14 protein-coding genes, 1 tRNA gene and 1 pseudogene are annotated in these 18311 nt (G+C 71.8%); 9 read left to right on the forward strand and 7 right to left on the reverse strand.

The window, feature by feature from the left end:
- Window positions 1–14 precede the first annotated feature (14 nt).
- The gene (locus tag ACQYWQ_RS15360) at window positions 15–767 is read left to right on the forward strand and encodes a class E sortase (RefSeq protein WP_431035206.1); all 753 of its coding nucleotides are present in this window, start codon (window positions 15–17) and stop codon (window positions 765–767) included.
- Window positions 768–957: 190 nt separating this feature from the next.
- On the opposite strand, the gene pknB is transcribed toward ACQYWQ_RS15360, so the two are convergent.
- The 6 genes from pknB to ACQYWQ_RS15390 form a co-directional block, all read right to left on the reverse strand.
- Window positions 958–2913: a Stk1 family PASTA domain-containing Ser/Thr kinase gene (gene pknB, locus ACQYWQ_RS15365; protein WP_431035207.1), complete on the reverse strand. Its 1956-nt coding sequence runs from the start codon at window positions 2911–2913 to the stop codon at window positions 958–960.
- Between the two features lie 209 nt (window positions 2914–3122).
- On the reverse strand, window positions 3123–4574 hold the full coding sequence (locus ACQYWQ_RS15370; RefSeq protein WP_431035208.1) for a peptidoglycan D,D-transpeptidase FtsI family protein: 1452 nt from the start codon (window positions 4572–4574) through the stop codon (window positions 3123–3125).
- The gene (locus ACQYWQ_RS15375; protein WP_431035209.1) at window positions 4571–5992 is read right to left on the reverse strand and encodes an FtsW/RodA/SpoVE family cell cycle protein; all 1422 of its coding nucleotides are present in this window, start codon (window positions 5990–5992) and stop codon (window positions 4571–4573) included. Before ACQYWQ_RS15375 ends, ACQYWQ_RS15370 begins: the two co-directional genes overlap by 4 nt.
- A 25-nt stretch (window positions 5993–6017) precedes the next feature.
- A complete protein-coding gene (locus ACQYWQ_RS15380) occupies window positions 6018–7559 on the reverse strand; it encodes a PP2C family protein-serine/threonine phosphatase (RefSeq protein ID WP_431035211.1) in 1542 nt (513 codons plus the stop codon).
- Between the two features lie 184 nt (window positions 7560–7743).
- A complete protein-coding gene (locus ACQYWQ_RS15385; RefSeq protein ID WP_361332684.1) occupies window positions 7744–8265 on the reverse strand; it encodes an FHA domain-containing protein FhaB/FipA in 522 nt (173 codons plus the stop codon).
- A 10-nt stretch (window positions 8266–8275) separates the two neighbouring features.
- A complete protein-coding gene (locus tag ACQYWQ_RS15390) occupies window positions 8276–9106 on the reverse strand; it encodes an FhaA domain-containing protein (RefSeq protein WP_431035212.1) in 831 nt (276 codons plus the stop codon).
- Between the two features lie 877 nt (window positions 9107–9983).
- On the opposite strand from ACQYWQ_RS15390, the gene ACQYWQ_RS15395 reads away from it, so the two are divergent.
- Window positions 9984–10067: transfer RNA gene (locus ACQYWQ_RS15395), tRNA-Leu, on the forward strand.
- 284 nt (window positions 10068–10351) lie between these two features.
- Here ACQYWQ_RS15395 and ACQYWQ_RS15400 read toward each other — a convergent pair.
- A complete protein-coding gene (locus tag ACQYWQ_RS15400) occupies window positions 10352–10999 on the reverse strand; it encodes an FMN-dependent NADH-azoreductase (RefSeq protein ID WP_431035213.1) in 648 nt (215 codons plus the stop codon).
- A 171-nt stretch (window positions 11000–11170) separates the two neighbouring features.
- Between ACQYWQ_RS15400 and ACQYWQ_RS15405 the strand changes: the two genes are divergently transcribed.
- The 7 genes and pseudogenes from ACQYWQ_RS15405 (at window position 11171) to ACQYWQ_RS15435 (ending at window position 18276) form a co-directional block, all read left to right on the forward strand.
- Complete coding sequence (locus ACQYWQ_RS15405) at window positions 11171–11584, forward strand: winged helix-turn-helix transcriptional regulator (protein WP_431035214.1); 414 nt, start codon at window positions 11171–11173, stop codon at window positions 11582–11584.
- A 198-nt stretch (window positions 11585–11782) separates the two neighbouring features.
- Entirely contained in the window at window positions 11783–13417 is a 1635-nt protein-coding gene (locus ACQYWQ_RS15410; protein WP_431035216.1) for a DUF2252 domain-containing protein, read from the forward strand.
- A 378-nt stretch (window positions 13418–13795) separates the two neighbouring features.
- Window positions 13796–14740: pseudogene (locus ACQYWQ_RS15415) on the forward strand (hypothetical protein); the annotation flags it as partial.
- 232 nt (window positions 14741–14972) lie between these two features.
- A complete protein-coding gene (locus ACQYWQ_RS15420; protein ID WP_431035217.1) occupies window positions 14973–15317 on the forward strand; it encodes a rhodanese-like domain-containing protein in 345 nt (114 codons plus the stop codon).
- Window positions 15318–15339: 22 nt separating this feature from the next.
- Window positions 15340–16191 (forward strand): DUF5819 family protein, encoded by an 852-nt coding sequence (locus ACQYWQ_RS15425; RefSeq protein ID WP_431035219.1) that lies wholly within the window; start codon window positions 15340–15342, stop codon window positions 16189–16191.
- A complete protein-coding gene (locus tag ACQYWQ_RS15430) occupies window positions 16188–17474 on the forward strand; it encodes an HTTM domain-containing protein (protein ID WP_431035220.1) in 1287 nt (428 codons plus the stop codon). The genes ACQYWQ_RS15425 and ACQYWQ_RS15430 overlap by 4 nt, the downstream gene beginning before the upstream one ends.
- A 1-nt stretch (window position 17475) precedes the next feature.
- Window positions 17476–18276: a TrmH family RNA methyltransferase gene (locus ACQYWQ_RS15435; protein WP_431039205.1), complete on the forward strand. Its 801-nt coding sequence runs from the start codon at window positions 17476–17478 to the stop codon at window positions 18274–18276.
- The last annotated feature ends 35 nt before the right edge of the window (window positions 18277–18311 follow it).

Consider the following 18311-nt stretch of genomic DNA (forward strand, 5'->3'; position numbering starts at 1 on the left):
CGGGGCGGTACACAGTGTCGGCAACCAGGGACGAGGCAGTGCCGGACGACGGCACGGACGCCCGGCCGTCCGCGCCCGCCGGACGGCCGCGCCGGAGCAGGGCCGCCGGGTTCGTCGGCTTCCTCGGTGAGCTGCTCATCACGGCCGGGCTCGTCCTCGCCCTCTTCGTCGTCTACTCGCTGTGGTGGACCAACGTCGTCGCCGACCGCGCCGCCGACCAGCAGGGCGACCGCGTGCGCGAGCACTGGGCGCAGCAGCCGCAGCGGGGCCCGGGGGCGCTCGACACGAAGGACGGCATCGGCTTCCTGCACGTCCCCGCGATGAAGAACGGCGAGGTGCTGGTCAAGAAGGGCACATCGACGGACATCCTCAACGACGGTGTGGCCGGTTACTACACGGACCCGGTCAAGTCCGCGCTGCCGCAGGACGCGAAGGGGAACTTCACGCTCGCCGCGCACCGCGACGGGCACGGCGCGAAGTTCCACAACATCGACAAGCTCAGGAAGGGCGACCCGATCGTCTTCGAGTCGAAGGACAGCTGGTACGTCTACCGCGTCTTCGCGATCCTCCCGCAGACATCGAAGTACGACATCGACGTGCTCGACCAGGTCCCGGCGAAGGCGGGCGTGAAGAAGCCCGGCAGGTACATCACGCTCACGACGTGCACACCGGTCTACACCTCGAAGTACCGGTACATCGTGTGGGGCCGGCTGGAGCGGGTCGATCCGGTGAACGCGCGGCGGACGCTGCCCGCTGAGCTGAGGTAGCGGCCTCCGCCCGAGCCTGCGGGGCCCGCCTGAGCCTGCGGGGCCCGCGTCAGGTCTGTGGGCCCGCGTCAGGTCTGTGGGCCCGCGTGTGGCCTGCGGGGCTCCGCCCGAGGTGGCGGACGCGGGCGGTACGAGGAAGGGGCGCCCCCCCCGCGCGGGGAGCGCCCCTTCCTCGTACCGCCCTGCCGGCTCAGGGCATCGTGAAGACCGTCACCGGTGTGTCCTTGTCGACCTCCGAGCCCGGTCCCGGGTTGGAGTTGATGACCTTGGAGTCGGGGTCGCTCGGCAGCCCCGGCTGGACGTTCACCTGGAGACCGAGGCCGCCCAGGATGCCCTGGACCTCCTGGAGGGACTTGCCGTTGATGTCGTCGGGGATCTTGACCTTCTCCGGCTCCTCCGGCTTCTTGGCCTGCGAGAGGGTCACCACGGAGCCCGGGTCGGCCGGGGTGTTCGGCTGGAGGCTCTGCTCGAAGATGGTTCCCTCGGGCACCGTGTCGTTCTCCTTCTCGACACAGTTCGCCTTGAGGTCGTTCTCCTCCAGCTGGGCCGTCGCGTCGTCGCAGTTCTGGCCCACGACGTTCGGGACCGTGGACATCTGCTTCGCGCGGGCCACGGTGAGCGTGATCGTCTTGCCGATCTGGAGGTCGGTGTCGCCGTTCGGGCTCTGCTCGATGACCACGCCCTCCTTCTGCTCCGACTCCTTCATCTCCTGCTTCACCTCGAAGCCGAGCTTCTGGAGCTTGGCCTGCGCGGTGTCGTAGGTGAGCCCGGTGACGTCGGGGACGGTCTCCTTGGGGGCGCCCGTGGAGACCGTGAGGGTGATCGCCGAGCCCTTCTCGACCTCGGTGCCCGCGGGCGGGTCCTGCTTGCAGATCCTCTTCGCCGGCTGGTTCTTGCAGGGCGCGCTGACGCTCTTCAGGTCGAAGTCGCCGTTGTTCCTCGCCATGAGCTGGGCCTCGGCGAAGGTCTTGCCGACGTAGCTCGGCGCGGCGATCTTGTCGGGCCCCTTGTCGTCGTTGCCGATGAACTTGCTGCCGATGAGGATCGCGCCGACGAGGACGAGGACACCGGCGACGACGAGGAGGATCGTCGAGGTGTGGTTCTTCTTCGGCGGGGCCTGCCTGCGCCGTCCGCGCGGCTCCTCGCCGTAGCCGTAGCCGCCGTCGTCCGGGTTGACCGGGGGCAGCATCGAGGTGGGTCCCGCGCCGCCGTTCTGCGCGTGGAACGCCTGCGTCGGCTGCTCGCCGCCGTAGCCGTAGCCGCCGCCCGCGCCCGCCATGCCCATCGCCGCGCTCGCCGCGACCGGACGGCCTTCGAGGAGCGCCTCGATGTCGGCGCGCATGTCGTCGGCGGACTGGTAGCGGTAGTTCGGGTCCTTCACGAGCGCCTTGAGCACGATCGCGTCCATGTCGGGCGTGATCTCGGGGTCGAAGACGCTCGGCGGCTGCGGCTCCTCCCGTACGTGCTGGTAGGCGACCGCGACGGGCGAGTCCCCGATGAACGGGGGCCGCACGGTCAGCAGCTCGTAGAGCAGGCAGCCCGTCGAGTACAGGTCGGAGCGCGCGTCGACGGTCTCGCCCTGGGCCTGCTCGGGGGAGAGGTACTGCGCGGTGCCGATGACGGCCGCGGTCTGCGTCATCGTCATCCCGGAGTCGCCCATCGCGCGGGCGATGCCGAAGTCCATGACCTTGACCTGCCCGGTGCGCGTCAGCATGACGTTCGCGGGCTTGATGTCGCGGTGGACGATCCCGGCGCGGTGCGAGTACTCCAGCGCCTGGAGGATGCCGATGGTCATCTCCATCGAGCGCTCGGGCAGCAGCTTGCGCCCCGAGTGCAGCAGCTCGCGCAGCGTGGAGCCGTCCACGTACTCCATGACGATGTACGGGATCGAGACGCCGTCGACGTAGTCCTCGCCGGTGTCGTACACCGCGACGATCGCCGGGTGGTTGAGCGAGGCCGCGGACTGGGCCTCACGCCGGAAGCGGGCCTGGAACGAGGGATCACGGGCGAGATCGACGCGCAGGGTCTTGACCGCGACGGTGCGGCCGAGACGGGTGTCGTGGGCGAGGTACACCTCGGCCATGCCACCGCGGCCGAGCACGTGGCCCAGCTCGTACCGGCCGCCGAGGCGACGCGGCTCTTCCATAACTGATCCAGCCCTCTCCGTCGATCCCGACCGCACCCGTGTGTGGTCCGGCGGTGTGCTGTCCGGCTTACCGTACCCGCCCCGTACCATGCCTCCCGGCCCGGACCGGGAAGCTGATACCGGACCGGTACCGCCACGTGCGCGGATGCCGCGGGCTCGTGACCGGCTTCACCCGTGAGGGGCGATTTCGGTCACTCGGTCCCTGCCGGTCACTTCTTGATGACCGCCTCCATGACCGCCTTCGCGATCGGCGCGGCGAGACCGCCGCCGGAGATGTCGTCGTGGTTGGCCGCGCCGTCCTCGACCACGACGGCGACGGCGACGGGCGAGCCCTGGTCGGTCTTGGCGTAGCTGACGAACCAGGCGTAGGGCAGCTCGCTGTTGGCGACACCGTGCTGCGCCGTACCCGTCTTGCCGCCCACGGTGACGCCGGGGATCTTCGCGTTGGTTCCCGTGCCCTCGTTGACGACGGTCTCCATCATCGACTGGAGCTTCTGCGCGTTCTCCGCGGACAGCGGGCGGCTCATCTCCTTCGGCTCGGTCTTCTCGATCGTGTCGACGCTCGGCGACTGGAGCTCGCTCACCATGTACGGCTTCATGAGCTTGCCGTCATTGGCGACCGCCGCGGCGACCATCGCCATCTGGAGCGGGGTCGCCGCCGTGTTGAACTGGCCGATCGAGGACTGCGCGACACCGTCGGGCGACATGTCCTTCGAGAAGTTCGAAGCGGCGGAGCGCACAGGGACGTCGTGCTTGACGTTGAAGCCGAACTTCTCGGCCTCCTCCAGCATCGCGTCCTGGCCGAGGTCGGCGCCGATCTTGCCGAAGACGGTGTTGCACGAGTACTTGAGCGCGTTCCGCAGCGTCGCGTCCTCGCAGGGGATGTTCCCCTCGTTGTTCAGCGGCGTCCTCGTACCGGGCATGATCCACGGCAGCGGTGTGTCCGTCTTCTGGTCCGGCTCGTACTTGCCGCTCTCCAGGGCCGCGGCGGCCGTCACGACCTTGAACGTCGAACCCGGCGGGTACGTCTCGCGCAGCGCCCGGTTCGTGAGCGGCTTGTCCTTGTCCTTGTCGAGCTTCGCGAAGGTGTCGCCGTCCTTGGCGGACACCCCGGCGAAGGACGAGGGGTCGTACGAGGGCGTCGAGGCCAGCGCGAGGATCGCGCCCGTGGACGGGTCGATCGCGACGGCCGCGCCCTTCTTGGAGCCGAGCCCGTCGAACGCCGCCTTCTGCGCGTCCGGGTTGATCGTCGTGACGACGTTGCCGCCCTGCTTCGGCTTGCCGGTGAGCATGTCGAGCGTGTTGCGGAAGAAGAGCCGGTCGTCGTTGCCGGTGAGGATGTCGTCGTTGATCTTTTCGAGCTGCGTCGCGCCGATGAGCTGCGAGGAGTACCCGGTCACGGGGGCCCACATGGGGCCGTTCTTCCACGTCCGCTTGTACTTGTAGCTGATGCCGTCGGTGTTCTTCGAGCCGGTCACCGGCTTCCCGCCGGCGATGATGTCGCCGCGCGGCTGGGCGTAGCGCTCGATGGTGACGCGGGGGTTGGCCTCGTCGCTCTGGAGGCTGTCCGCCTTGACGTACTGAATCCAGTTGTCGCGCAGCAGCAGGGCCAGGACGAGCAGCCCGCAGAAGATCGCGATACGGCGGAGCGGCTTGTTCACGGGCGGACCACCTGCGTCATCTCTGCGTCGGAATTCTGTGCGGGTGCGGGGGCCGGCCTGCGGGCGGTGTCGCTGATGCGCAGCAGAATGGCGATGAGCGCCCAGTTCGCGATGACGGAGGAACCGCCGTACGCGAGGAACGGCATCGTCATACCGGTGAGCGGGATGAGGTTCATGACGCCGCCGGCGACCACGAACACCTGGATCGCGAAGGACCCGGCGAGCCCTGCGGCGAGGAGCTTGCCGAAGGGGTCGCGCGCGGCGAGGGCGGTGCGCAGCCCGCGCTCCACGATGAGGGCGTAGATGATCAGGATCGCCATGAGCCCGGTGAGCCCCAGCTCCTCGCCGAAGGTCGCGAGGATGAAGTCGGAGTTCGCCGCGAAGCCGATGAGGTCGGAGTTGCCCTGCCCGAGGCCGCTGCCGAGGGTGCCACCCGAGCCGAAGGACCACAGGGCCTGCATGGCCTGCTGCGAGTGGCCGGCGACGGTCTTCGCGAGTTCGAACTCATGTGCCGGGTTGAGCCACGCCTGCACGCGGCTGTGCACGTGCGGCTCGAAGGAGGCGACGCCGACCGCGCCCACCGCCGACATGAGCAGCCCGAAGACGATCCAGCTCGTCCGCTCGGTCGCCACGTACAGCATGACGATGAACATGCCGAAGAAGAGCAGCGAGGTACCGAGGTCGGTCTCGAAGATCAGGATGAGGATCGACATGATCCACACGGCGATGATCGGGCCGAGGTCCCGGCCGCGCGGCAGGTAGAGGCCGAGGACGCGGCGGCTCGCGAGCGCGAGCGCGTCGCGTTTCACCATGAGGTACCCGGCGAAGAAGATCGCGATCACGATCTTCGCGAACTCCCCCGGCTGGATCTGGAATCCGCCGACGCGGATCCAGATCCTCGCGCCGAAGATGTTCAGGCCGAGCCCCGGCACGAGCGGGAGCAGCAGCAGGACGATCGCGCCGACCATCGAGATGTACGTGTACCGCTGGAGGATGCGGTGGTCCTTGAGGACCAGGAGCACCCCGGCGAAGAGCGCGATGCCGATCGCCGAGTACATGAGCTGCTTGGGCGCGGCGGGTGAGAACGTCTTCACCTGCTGGAGCCGCTCGGACTGGTCCAGGCGCCAGATGATGACGAGTCCGAGCCCGTTGAGGAGCGTCGCGAGCGGCAGGAGCAGCGGGTCGGCGTACGGCGCGAAGCGGCGGACCGCGAGGTGCGCGACGCCCGCGAGGAGGCCGAGGCCGACTCCGTAGCCGAGCAGTCCCGCCGGGAGCGAGCCGTCGATCGCGAGCCCGACGTTCGCGTAGGCGAAGACCGGGATCACGACGGCGAAGACGAGAAGGGCGAGTTCGGTGTTGCGGCGGCTGGGCGCGCCGATGGAACCGATGGTCGATGTCTGTGTCGTACTGCTGCTCATGGTGTGCTCCGGCCCCCTGTGGCGCTTACTGCTTTCCGCACAGCGGGACCAGCTTCTGCTCTTCCTCCGAGAGGCTGGGGCCGGGCGACGGGCTTGCTGCGGTCGTGGTGGCGTGCCAGGCGACGGGGTTCGCGGTGCTCGTACCACCGGGCGTGGTGCCCGGGGTGGTGCCCTGCGAGGTCCCCGCGGTGCCCTGCTGCTGCTCCTTCTCCCGCTGCTCCTTCGCGCGCTTGTCCCTGGCCTCCTTCTCGGCCTGGGCCTTCGCCGCCGCCTTGCGGCGCTCGGCGTCCTTCTTGCACGCTCCCGCCTGCGTGTGCAGCTCGGCGATCTTCTTCTGGGCCTCGGCGCGCGAGGACTCCACGATCGTGCTTTCGACCTGCTTCTTCTGGTACGGCGGGAGGTACTTGAGTTCGATCTCGGGGTGGGAGCGGGCGACCTTCGAGAGGTCGACCCAGGCGAGGTCCTGGCTGATGCCCTGGTAGAGGGCGACGTGGTCGTCCTCTACGCCCACGTAGTACTGGTTCTGCGTCCAGCGGTAGCCGCCGTAGAGGCCGCCGCCGATCACGGCGAGCGCGACGACGGTCCACAGGCTCCGCTTGAGCCAGCGCCTGCCGCCGCGCCGCTTCCCGTACTCGCCGTCGTCGTCCCAGTCGTCGGGGGCGTACGCGGGCGCGGCGCCGTCGCCCGCGGGGCCGTAGCCGCCGGGGGCCTGGCGGCCGAGCCCGGAGGCGCGTCCCGCGGGGGTCTGCATGGCGCCGTCGTCGTGGGACTGGTGCTGGTTCTCCGCGACGGCGCCGACGACGACGGGGGTGTCGTTGAGCGCGACGGACATCGTGTCCGTGTGGTCGACGTCGAGGACGTCGGCGACGATGACCGTCACGTTGTCGGGGCCGCCGCCGCGCAGCGCGAGCTGGATCAGGTCCTGGACCGTCTCCTGCGGGCCCTGGTAGCTGGCGAGGGTCTCCTCCATCGTCTGGTGGCTGACGACGCCGGAGAGCCCGTCGGAGCAGAGCAGGTAGCGGTCGCCCGGGCGCACCTCGCGGATCGAGAGGTCGGGCTCGACCTGGTCGGCGCTGCCGAGGTTGCGCATGAGCAGCGAGCGCTGCGGGTGCGTCGTGGCCTCTTCCTCGGTGATCCTGCCCTCGTCGACGAGGCGCGCGACCCAGGTGTGGTCCTGGGTGATCTGGGTGAGGACCCCGTCGCGCAGCAGGTAGGCGCGGGAGTCGCCGACGTGGACGAGGCCGAGGCGCTGACCGGTCCAGAGCAGCGCGGTGAGCGTCGTGCCCATGCCGTCGAGCTGGGGGTCCTCGTCGACCATGAGGCGCAGGCGTTCGTTGGCGCGCTGCACGGCGACGCCGAGCGAGGTGAGGATGTCGGAGCCGGGGATCTCGTCGTCGAGATCGACGAGCGAGGAGATCACCTCGGAGCTGGCGACCTCGCCGGCGGCGGCGCCGCCCATGCCGTCGGCGATGGCGAGCAGCCGGGGACCGGCGTAGCCGGAGTCCTCGTTGCCCTGACGGATCATGCCCTTGTGCGAGCCGGCGGCGAAGCGCAGGGAAAGACTCATGCGTACCTCGCCTCTCGGCTGGTCCGGGGACAACCGGTCCTGTCGAGCCACACTGCCCACCCTCCGGTCGGGAGCACGGTCGGTTCCGCGTCGGGGACCGCCGCCGGTTCCACGGCGGGGACCGCCCCGGCGGACGCCTTCGTGGCCGCCGGGGTTCGCTCGCTCCGCTCGCTCATTTGTCGTACTACTTCCGCAGCTCGATCACGGTCTTGCCGATGCGGATCGGCGCGCCCAGCGGGACGGGGACCGGCGTGGTGAGCCGGTTGCGGTCCAGGTAGGTGCCGTTGGTGGAACCGAGGTCCTCGACGATCCACTGCCCGTCGCGATCGGGGTAGATCCTGGCATGGCGGCTGGAGGCGTAGTCGTCGTCGAGGACGATCGTGGAATCGTGCGCGCGGCCGAGCGTGATGGTCTGCCCCTGGAGGGCGACCGTCGTGCCCGTAAGACTGCCCTCGCTGATGATCAGCTTGGTGGGCGCCCCCCTGCGCTGCCTGCCGCCCTGCTGCTGGCGCTGCGGCGGGGGGCTGCTCGCCGCGCGTGCCCGGCCCCCGTCGCCACCCCCGCGCTGGGCCCTGCGCTGCGAACCGCGCTGGGTGACGCGCGTACCGAAGAGGTCGCTGCGGATGACCTGGACGGCCACGATGACGAACAGCCACAGAACAGCCAGGAAACCCAGCCGCATGACCGTCAGGGTCAGCTCTGACATTGCCCCCGCTTCACCCTTCGGCTTGCCGGAAAATAATGGTCGTGTTGCCCACGACGATCCGCGAGCCGTCGCGGAGCGTAGCGCGGGTGGTGTGCTGCCCGTCCACCACGATGCCGTTGGTGGACCCGAGATCCTGGATCGTCGAGGGCGTTCCGGTCCGGATCTCGCAGTGCCGGCGGGAGACGCCGGGGTCGTCGATCCGCACATCGGCTTCGGTGCTGCGGCCGAGCACCAGCGTCGAGCGGGTGATCTGGTGGCGGTTGTTGTTGATCTCCACCCAGCGCCTGGTCCTGTCCTGCCCGCCGAAACCGCCGCCGGGCGCGGGCGCGGGGCGCACCGGCTGGGCGTGGGGCTGGCCGGGGGGCGGGCCCTGGGGCATCGGCGGCGCGCTCACGGGGCGCGGAGGGTAGCCGTAGCCGGGCGGGGCGGCGTGGGGCTGCTGTTGCTGCTGCGGCTCGGCGCTGCTGCTGGAGGCGAGCGTGCGGCTGCGGACGCGGTAGAGGCCTGTGTCGAGGTCGTCGGCGCGTTCCAGGTGGACCTTGATGGGGCCCATGAAGGTGTACCGCTGCTGGCCCGCGTAGTCGCGCACCATGCCCGCCAGCTCCTCGCCGAGCTGCCCGGAGTAGGGGCTCAGGCGCTCGAAGTCGGGGGCGCTCAGCTCGACGATGAAGTCATTGGGCACGACGGTCCTGTCGCGGTTCCAGATCGTCGCGTTGTTGTCGCACTCGCGCTGAAGCGCTCCGGCGATCTCGACGGGCTGCACCTCCGACTTGAAGACCTTCGCGAAGGTGCCGTTGACCAGACCTTCGAGGCGCTGCTCGAACCGTTTCATGACTCCCATGAGGGCACCTCCCAAGCCGTGCTCGTCGCTGTACCGCGTCTGTACCGCGTCTTGTACTTCGTCCGTACCGCTGCCGGTACTGCCACTGCTGCCGCTCTTGCCTTGTGCTGCTCTTGCCTTGTGCCGCTCTGAAGCTGTGTCGCTCCTGCCGCCGGAACGGCTGCCGGAACCGCTGCTACTGGTACTGCTTACTGATCGTATCCACGCGCGGGGAAAACGGGTGGTTCCCCCTGTCGCCCCCGGTCACGAGTGTCGCCCCTCACAAGACGTACCCGCCGACAGCGCCGCGAGTGCCCCGAATCCGGTACAGACGCGCGGTGTTGGAGCGCGAGCCGCTTCCGCCCCCGCCCCCTCGAACAGGGATCGTAAAGCCGCTCACCGCCCAGTGTCCCCCACCTCGGCCACGAGGTGCGCGGGGGCAGGGTCGGGCCGGGGGCGGCAGCGGGGGCGAAGGGGGCGGACGGGGGCGCCCCCGGCGGCGCTCCGGGCGGAGACGGGGGCGCGTGCCGGGGACTTTCGTACGGGGGCGCGGGGGGTGTCGTCGTACGGGGGGTGGGGGCTGTCCTCGTACGGGCGGGAGGCTGTCCTCGTACGGGGCTCGTACGGGGGCGGGGCTGTCCTCGTGCCGGGGTGGGGCTGTCCTCGTGCGGGCGTGGGGCTCTTCTCGTGGGGAGGTGAGGCTGTTCACGTACGGGGCGAGGGTCGGCTTCCGCCGGGGTGGCCGGCCTGTTTCGGCCGGGGCCGACGGGGTGGCCGACGGGTGGCCGACGGGTGGTGGGAGTCACCCCGGGGGCTGCCGAAGCGAGATGAATCCGACCCGGTCAGCGTGCTAATCTTCTGATGTCGCCACGGCAACACGGCGGCAGACACCCAATATGCGCGGGTGGCGGAATAGGCAGACGCGCTGGATTCAGGTTCCAGTGCCCGAAAGGGCGTGGGGGTTCAACTCCCCCCTCGCGCACACAGTAAGAGGCGGCATCGCGAAAGCGGTGCCGCCTCTTTTTGCGTGGGTGCCGGTGCGTGGGCGTCGACGCGTGGGTTCGGGTGGGTGCCGATGCGTACGGGGTGGGGACGCCGATTCGCGCGGAGAACGGCGAGGCCGATCGGGGCGGAGAACGGCGAGGCCGATCCGGGTGGGGCGACGAGGTCGATCCGGGTGGGGCGACGAGGTCGATTCGCCCCGGGCCGGGGGCCTGGCCCGGGGCCCGGGGCGGTGCCCCGGAACCCCGGGCGAGGGGCGAAACCTCACGCGGCCAGTCGTGCGGCCAGCGCCTTCGCCTTGACGTCCGCCTCTTCGAACGCCTTCTCGCGGCTCGCCTCGGCGAGCGGCCGCAGCTCGGCCATCTCCTCCTTCACGGGCGCCAGTGTCAGCTCCGGCACGATGAAGTCGACCTCGGCCTCCAGCATCCCGGTGAGCAGCTTCTCGACGTAGTTCGTCACGAACTCGAAGCTCTCGCGCGGCGTTCCGGGCGCGTAGGAACCACCCCGGCTCGCGATCACGGTGAACGGCGTCCCCTTGACGGTGCCACCGCCGCCCGCGGTGCGCCCGACGACGATCACCTGGTCCAGCCACGCCTTGAGCGTCGAGGGGATCGTGAAGTTGTACATGGGCGCGGCGAGCAGTACCGCGTCGGCGGCCTCCAGCTCGGTGATCAGCTCCTCGCGCGCGGCGACGGCGGCGCGCTGCTCAGCGGTCTGCTGCTCGGCGGGCACGAAGTCGGCGGACAGCGTCTCCCAGTCGAGGTGCGGAACGGGGTGCGTGGCGAGGTCGCGGTGGACGACGGTGCCGCCGGGGTGTGCCTCCAGCCAGTTCTTGACGAAGGCCGCGCCGACCTCGCGGGAGGAGGACTGCTGGGGGGAAACGGCCGAGTCGATGTGCAGCAGGGTTGCCATGAGGAACTCCGGATATCTCCCGGGCGCGGCCCGGGCGGGTGGAAAGGGAAGGGCGGCGGCTCAGGGATACGGGCCGGCACGCGGAGGTCGTGAACTTTCCTCTGCAACTAGTAATAACACAGGCACTTACTTTTTCGCAGTGGGTTCCGGAGGGGCAGTACCCTGGGACGCATGGCGGAGAAGACGGAGAGCGACACGGCGTGTACCGAGGTCGGCAGAGGGATGACCCTCGTCTTCAACCTCCTGGGCAAACGCTGGACCGGGCTGATCGTGGCCGTGCTGATCCCCGGCCCCGCGCACTTCGCCGACCTGCGCCGGGCGATCCCCGGCATCAGCGAGCGGATGCTCTCGGACCGCCTCACCGAACTCGCGGGCGCGCGGCTCGTCGTACGTGAGGTCGACGAGGGCCCGCCGCTGCGCGTCAGCTACCGCCTCACCGAGGCCGGTGAGGCCCTCGGCCCCTCCCTCGCCTCGCTCGGCGAGTGGGCGGAGCGCTACCTGGACCACGCGGGCACCCCCTGCGCGGAGGCCCGCGCGGCGGCGATGCGGGCGACGGAGGGGCGTGCGGGCGGCGGGGACTGCTGAGCGCGGCGCGGGCGAGACCGGGTTCCGGGGGCCGGAGGGCTGCCCTGGGCTCGTGGCCAGCCTCTGGCTGAGGGGCCGGGGCCGCCAGGGACGGCGGGGGGCCGCGTCGTAGGGTGCCTGCCACACGTACAGCGCCTGGACCCCGTACACCCGTGCCGTGGGAACGGGAGGGCGCGCGGACGAGGGGGCGGTCGGCGCATGACGGACACGGGCACGGACACGGGTGCGGACACGGGCACGGACGCGGACGCGGGTGCGCGCACGGACGCGGACACGGTGGCGGGGGCGGTGATCCGTGCGGGGGCGGATGCCGGGGCGCGTGCGGGGGCGGACGCTGTGACGCCCACGGAGGCGGGTGCGTCGGCGGGTACGGGGGTGGGTGCGTCGGCGGGTGCGGGAGTGGGCGACGTGGCGCGTACCGGAGGCGCGGTGGTCGTACGGGGTGGAGCGGGCGCCGGAGTGGGGCGGGGGCGGATTCCCGAGGTGGCCGGTTTCGCGCGGCGCGGGCGGGCCGGGGGCGGGAAGGCGTACGGGAAGGCGCTGCGCGAGCGGGTGCCACGGGCCGCGCACGCGGATTTCGTCCGCGATCCCGAGCGGCCCGATCCGGTCGACGCCGTCGAGGAGTCGAACCGGGGACGGCTGCCCGCGCTCACGCCGCTGCGCGCGGAGCGCATGGCCGCGAGCCCCTTCGCCTTCCTGCGCGGCACCGCCGGGCTCATGGCGTACGACCTCGCGCGCACGCCCGTGACCGGCGTCGGCGCCCAGCTGTGCGGCGACGCGCACGCCGCGAACTTCGGGCTCTACGGGGACGCGCGCGGCGAACTCGTCATCGACCTCAACGACTTCGACGAGACCGTGTACGGCCCCTGGGAGTGGGACGTCAAGCGGCTCGCGACCTCACTCGTGCTCGCGGGGCGTGAGGCGGGGGCGAGCGAGGAGGTGTGCGCGGACGCGGCGCGCGACGCGGCGGGCGCGTACCGGCACACGATGCGGCTCCTCGCGAAGCTCCCGGCGCTCGACGCCTGGCACGCGGTCGCCGACGAGAGCCTCGTCTCGCACGCGGACGCGAAGGACCTGGCGGGCACGCTCGGGCGCGTCGCCGCGAAGGCCAGGCGCAATACGAGCGCGCGTTTCGCGGCGCGTTCGACCGAGGCGACGCCGGAGGGCGGGCGGCGCTTCGTGGACGCGCCGCCCGTGCTGCGCCGCGTCGGGGACGCCGAGGCGGCAGGCGTCGCGCGAGCGCTCGGCGACTGGCTCGGGACGATCGCCGAGGACCGGCTGCCGCTCCTCGCCCGTTACGCCGTGCACGATGTCGCCTTCCGCGTCGTCGGCACGGGGAGTGTCGGGACGCGCTCGTACGTGGTGCTGCTCCTCGACCACCGGGGCGAGGCGCTCGTCCTCCAGGTGAAGGAGGCGCGCCCCTCGGCGCTCCTGCCGCACCTCGCGACGGCCGGTTTCCCCGCGCACGAACCTGTGACGCACGAGGGGCGGCGTGTGGTGCTCGGGCAGCGGCGGATGCAGGTCGTCAGCGATCACCTGCTGGGGTGGACGACGATCGATGAACTTCCCTACCAGGTGCGGCAGTTCCGGAACCGGAAGGGGAGCGTCGATCCGGTGTCGCTGGCTCCGGCGGAGCTGGACGACTACGCGCGGATGACGGGGGCGCTGCTGGCGCGGGCGCACGCGCACACGGCCGACCCCCGGGTGATCGCCGGATACTGCGGGAAGAGCGGGGAGTTCGAGGCCGCGGTGGGGGAATTCGCGCGGGTGTACGCGGATGTGACGGAGGGGGATCATGCGCGGTTTGTGGCGGGGGGTGGGGTGAGGGGGTGAGGGGGGTGGGGTGAGGGGAGGTGAGGTGAGGGGGAGGCGAGGGAGTGGGGGGAGGGTGCTGGGAGGGGTGGGAGGGGGGAGGGGGTGTGGCGCGCGCCTGGCCTGAGACAGTCCCCCACCCACCCGGGCGGGGGTGTGGCGCGCGCCTGGCCCGAGACAGTCCCCCACCCACCCGGGGGGCTCCCCTGTGACCATTCTTTCAGCCCTCACCACCCCCACCCCACCCCTCCACCCCCATCTGTGGACAACTCCAGCAAACCCATAAAACCTCTCACCCGTGAGACTGAACGCGGCAGAGAAATCAGTCGAGTTATCCACAGATTTCGGCCCGAAACCCCAAACCCTCATATCATCCGCCGCGTGACCTAGGCTGGCCTGGTGACGATCCCGGAAGACGAGTCCCCACAGCCCGCCCCGCCGACGCCGCAGGGCGAGGGCGCCGCTCCGGCGCCGGGCCCGGCCGCCGGACCGCCCGGCGGAACACCCGCCGCCGCGCCCCCCTCCCCAGACGCACCCCGCGCCGCCGACGCGACCTCCGCCCCCGACGCGCCTCCCGCCGACGAGGCCGCCCGCCCCGAAGCGCGCCTGGAGCGGGCCGTCCGCGCCGCCGAGCAGGCGCTCATCGAGTACGAGATCGCCGTCGAGACCTTCCGTATCGAGGTCGACAACTTCTCCCGCCTCCACCACCAGCGCCTCGGCCCGGTCTACGCCCGCCTCGACGAACTCGACGCCCTCATCGCCGAGGCCCGCGCGGCGCGCACCGGCGACGACGAGGACCGGCTCACCGCCGCGCGGCTGCGCGCCGAGGCCATGCCGATGCCCGCCGTCGAGGAGCTGTTCCACGGCTGGATGGGCTCCGAAGGCCTGTGGCCCGAGGCCGCCGCGATGCTCACCGAGCAGCCCGTCCGCCCCCCGGAGCGCGTCCGGCCGAGCGAGGAGGCCCGCGCGCTCTACCGCGAACTCGTCCGCAAGGCCCACCCCGACCTCGTACAGGACGAGAAGGAACGTGCGCGGCGCGACGAGTTCATCAGCCGTGTCACGACGGCGTACGGGCGCGGGGACGAGGCGGCGCTGCGCGCGCTCGCCACCGAGTGGGAGTCGGGCCCGGCGCCGCAGCCCGCCTTCCCCAGCCGCAGCGAGGAGCTGTACGCGCGCCTGGAGTGGCTCGCGCAGCGCAAGGACATGATCGCGGCGACGGCGCGCGAGCTGGAGGAGAGCGCGATCGGCTCGATGCTCCGCCTCGCCCCCGACGACCCCGACCGCCTCATCGAGGAGGTCGCCGAGCAACTCCTCGCCCAGGTCGCCGAGAAGGAGCACGAACTGCTCCGCTGGACCTCGGGAGAGGCACAGCCCGGTGGCGGCACGGGGGAGGGCACGGCGGGCGCGGGCTCGAACGCCGGTACGGATACGGGGACGGGTGCGGACCCTGCCGCACCCGCAGCGGACCCTGCCAATCCTGCCCATTCCGCCGCCAATCCTGCCTCGCCTGCCGATTCTCTCGGCTCCGGGGACGACCCGGCGTCCGGGAGCGGGCGGGTCGGGTAGCGTCTCAGGCATGCATTTCGGATCTCTGCCCAGTGTCGGTGTCGGCGAGCTGAAGGCCGACGACTTCCTCCTCGACGTCCGTGAGGACGACGAATGGCAGGCGGGTCACATCGAGGGCGCCCTGCACATCCCGATGAGTGATTTCGTCGCGCGGTACGGCGAACTCACCGAGGCCGCGCCGCAGGACGGCACGGTCAACGTCATCTGCCGCTCCGGCGGCCGTTCGGCCCAGGTCACGATGTACCTCGCCCAGCAGGGCATCGACGCGGTCAACGTCGAGGGCGGGATGCAGGCGTGGGAGTCGGCGGGCAAGCCTGTCGTCGACGACAAGGGCGCCGCCGGTTTCGTCATGTGAGCCGGCGGTGGAGCGGGATGGGATGAGCGCGGACGAGGGCATAACGCGCGACGCTCCGGTGCCCGACGGCGCGGAGGCGGGTGGCGGACCGGCCGGTGGCGGACCGGCCGGTGGTGAACAGGACCCCTGCGGTACGCGACCGGTGCGCGCCCCCGCGCTGGACGTCACCCCCACGCCGGACGCGCCCCCCACGCCCGAAGTCGCCCCCGTCCCCGCCCCGGACCCCGTCCCCGCCCCGGACCCCGCTCCCGCCGCCGGGCTGGCCGCGCTCTCCCTCCCCTTCCGCGCCGTCGGCGCGCTCGCGCTCGCCGCCGTGCTCGTTCTCACCGCCCTGCACCTTTCCTTCCTCTTCCTCCACGTCGCCCCGGCGAACACGGTCAGCAAACGCCAGGCGAAGGCCGTGAACGCCTGGATCTACCCGGAGTTCGAACAGAACTGGAAGCTCTTCGCCCCCAACCCGATACAGCAGGACACCGCCGTGCAGGCGCGCGCGAGCGGCCTGCACGCGGACGGCACCAGCTTCATGACGGGCTGGTACGACCTGTCGGCGCGCGACGGCGCGGCGCTGCACGGTGAGCTGCTGCCGAGCCACGCCCGGCAGAACGTCCTCCGCCGCGCCTGGGACCTCTACGCCTCCTCGCACGACAACGACGGCCGCCCCCTCGGCACCCGGGGCCGGCTGTCCGCCGCCTACCTCACCCGCCTCGCGACGCAGCGCCTGGAGCGTGCGGGCGCGGGCGGCCCGGGCGCCGAGCTGATCCGCGTACGGGTACGGGCCCGGTTCACCCCCGTACCGCCCCCGCCCTGGAGCGGCGAGAAGCTCGGCACCCGCCCTGCCTACCGCACCCTCGACTGGGCGGAGGCCCACCGATGACCGGGTCCCCCTCGCAGGGCACGCCGGGACCCGCCGCCGTCCCCCGGCCACGGTCCCCCGCAAGCTCCGCACGACCGCGCCCGTCCCGCCTCGCCGCCCCGCGCGCGCTGCTCCGTACCGCCGTCGCGCGGGTCACCGGCTCGACGCTCGGTACGCGGCAGCTCGCCGCCGTACGGATCGGGGTCGCCGCGACGTGGGGCGGCTACCTGCTGCGCGAGTGGCCGCACCGCGCGGAGCTGTACGGCCCCGGCAGCGCCTGGGGCTGGGACCTCGCGCGGCAACTCGTCGATGGCAACGGGGCGTTCACCGCGCTGCTGTGGTCACGCGGCGAGGTGTGGTTCACCTTCGTGTACGTGCTCGCCCTGCTCGTCTCCTTCCTGCTCGTGCTCGGCTGGCGCACGCGGACGATGTCCGTGCTCTTCGCGCTGACCGTGCTCTCGCTCCAGAACCGTTCGGTCTTCGTCGGCGACGGCGGCGACAACCTCATCCACCTGCTCGCCCTGTACCTGTGCCTCACCCGCTGCGGGCAGGTGTGGTCGCTCGACGCCCGCCGCCGTGCCCGGGACCCCGAAGGTGTGCGCCCCGACCGGGTGGGCCCCTGGTTGTGGGCCTCGCTCGGCGCGGCGCTGCTCAGCGCCCGCCTGAGCGACCGCCTCACCCCGGGCTGGACCCTCACCCTCGCGGCGACCTGGGCCGCCCTCGGCGCCTGGTGGTTCCTCGAACGCCACCCGCTCGGCGAGACGCGCGCGCTCGCCAATGTCCTCGGCAACCTCCTGCACCACGCCGGATCGCTGATCATCATGGCGGAGACCTGCCTCGTCTACGCCACGGCCGGCTGGTACAAGATCCAGGGCAGCCGCTGGCAGGACGGCACCGCTGTCTACTACCCCCTCGAACTCGACTCCTTCTCCCCCTGGCCGGCGCTCTCCCACGCCCTCGCCGCCCACGGGACCTTGATCACCCTGCTGACCTACGCAACGGTCTTCGCGCAGGTCGCGTTCCCGTTCTCGCTCCTGAATCGCCGGGCCAAGAATGTTCTGATCATCGTCCTGGCCGCCGAGCACCTCGGGATCGCCGTCCTCCTCGGACTCCCCTTCTTCTCCCTCGCGATGCTCGCCGCCGACGCGGTCTTCCTGCCGACCGGTTTACTGCGCGCGGTGGAGCGCGGGGCGGGCAGGGTGACGCGCCGGGCGCCGCGGTACGGGGCGCGCCGCCCGGTGCGCACCGCCGACCGCGAGGCTCCCGGGCGTGCGGAGACGGGGAGTGTCAGTGCCGCCCCGTAGGGTGCACGGCATGCGGGAGAACGAGGCGGCCGGGGAGGCCGTGCGGGAGGCCGCCGCCCGAGAGGCGGCCGGGCGCTGGCACGCGCTCACAGCGGGTCTTGAGGGGATGGCCGTCGTACTCATCGACGGTTTCCACGCGCTCAAGCACGCCCTGCGCTTCGGCGCGGACGTGCCGCTCGCTGTCGCCGAGGACCGTGCGGCCGCGCTCGCCCTCGCCGATGAGCTGGCCCCCGACCTCGCGCCACGCCTCGCCGAACTGCTCGTCCCCGTCCCCACGGCCCTCTACCGCTCGCTCGTGCCACGCCCGCACCCGACCGGCGTCGCGGCGCTCGCGGGACGACCACCCGTGCCGGACTTCGCCGGGCCCCGTACGAGCCCGCTCCTCGTCCTCGACGAGCCGCGCAACCTCGGCAACGCGGGCGCGGTGATCAGGCTCGCCGCCGGTTTCGGCGCGAGCGGCGTCGTGACGACGGGCGACCTCGACCCCTGGCACCCCGCAGTGGTCCGCGCGGGCGCCGGGCTGCACTTCGCGACGCCGGTGGCGCGCCGCACCGTTCCCGAGCTGCCCGCAGGGCCGCTGTGGGCCTTCGACGCGGAGGGCGAGGACCTGCGTGGCCTGCGCGTCCCGGATGACGCGCTGCTCGCCTTCGGCTCCGAGCGGCACGGCCTCACGGCGTCGGTACGGGAACGGGCAGACCGCCTCGTCGCGCTGCCCATGCGCCCCCACGTCTCCAGCTACAACCTCGCGACGAGCGTGGGGATGGCCCTCTACCACTGGTCTTCGGGGGCCGGGCGACCATGAGGCGCTGCCGGGCGGCACGCGGCGCGGATGCCGTG

This window comes from Streptomyces sp. P6-2-1, from assembly GCF_050613165.1.
Lineage (GTDB): Bacteria > Actinomycetota > Actinomycetes > Streptomycetales > Streptomycetaceae > Streptomyces.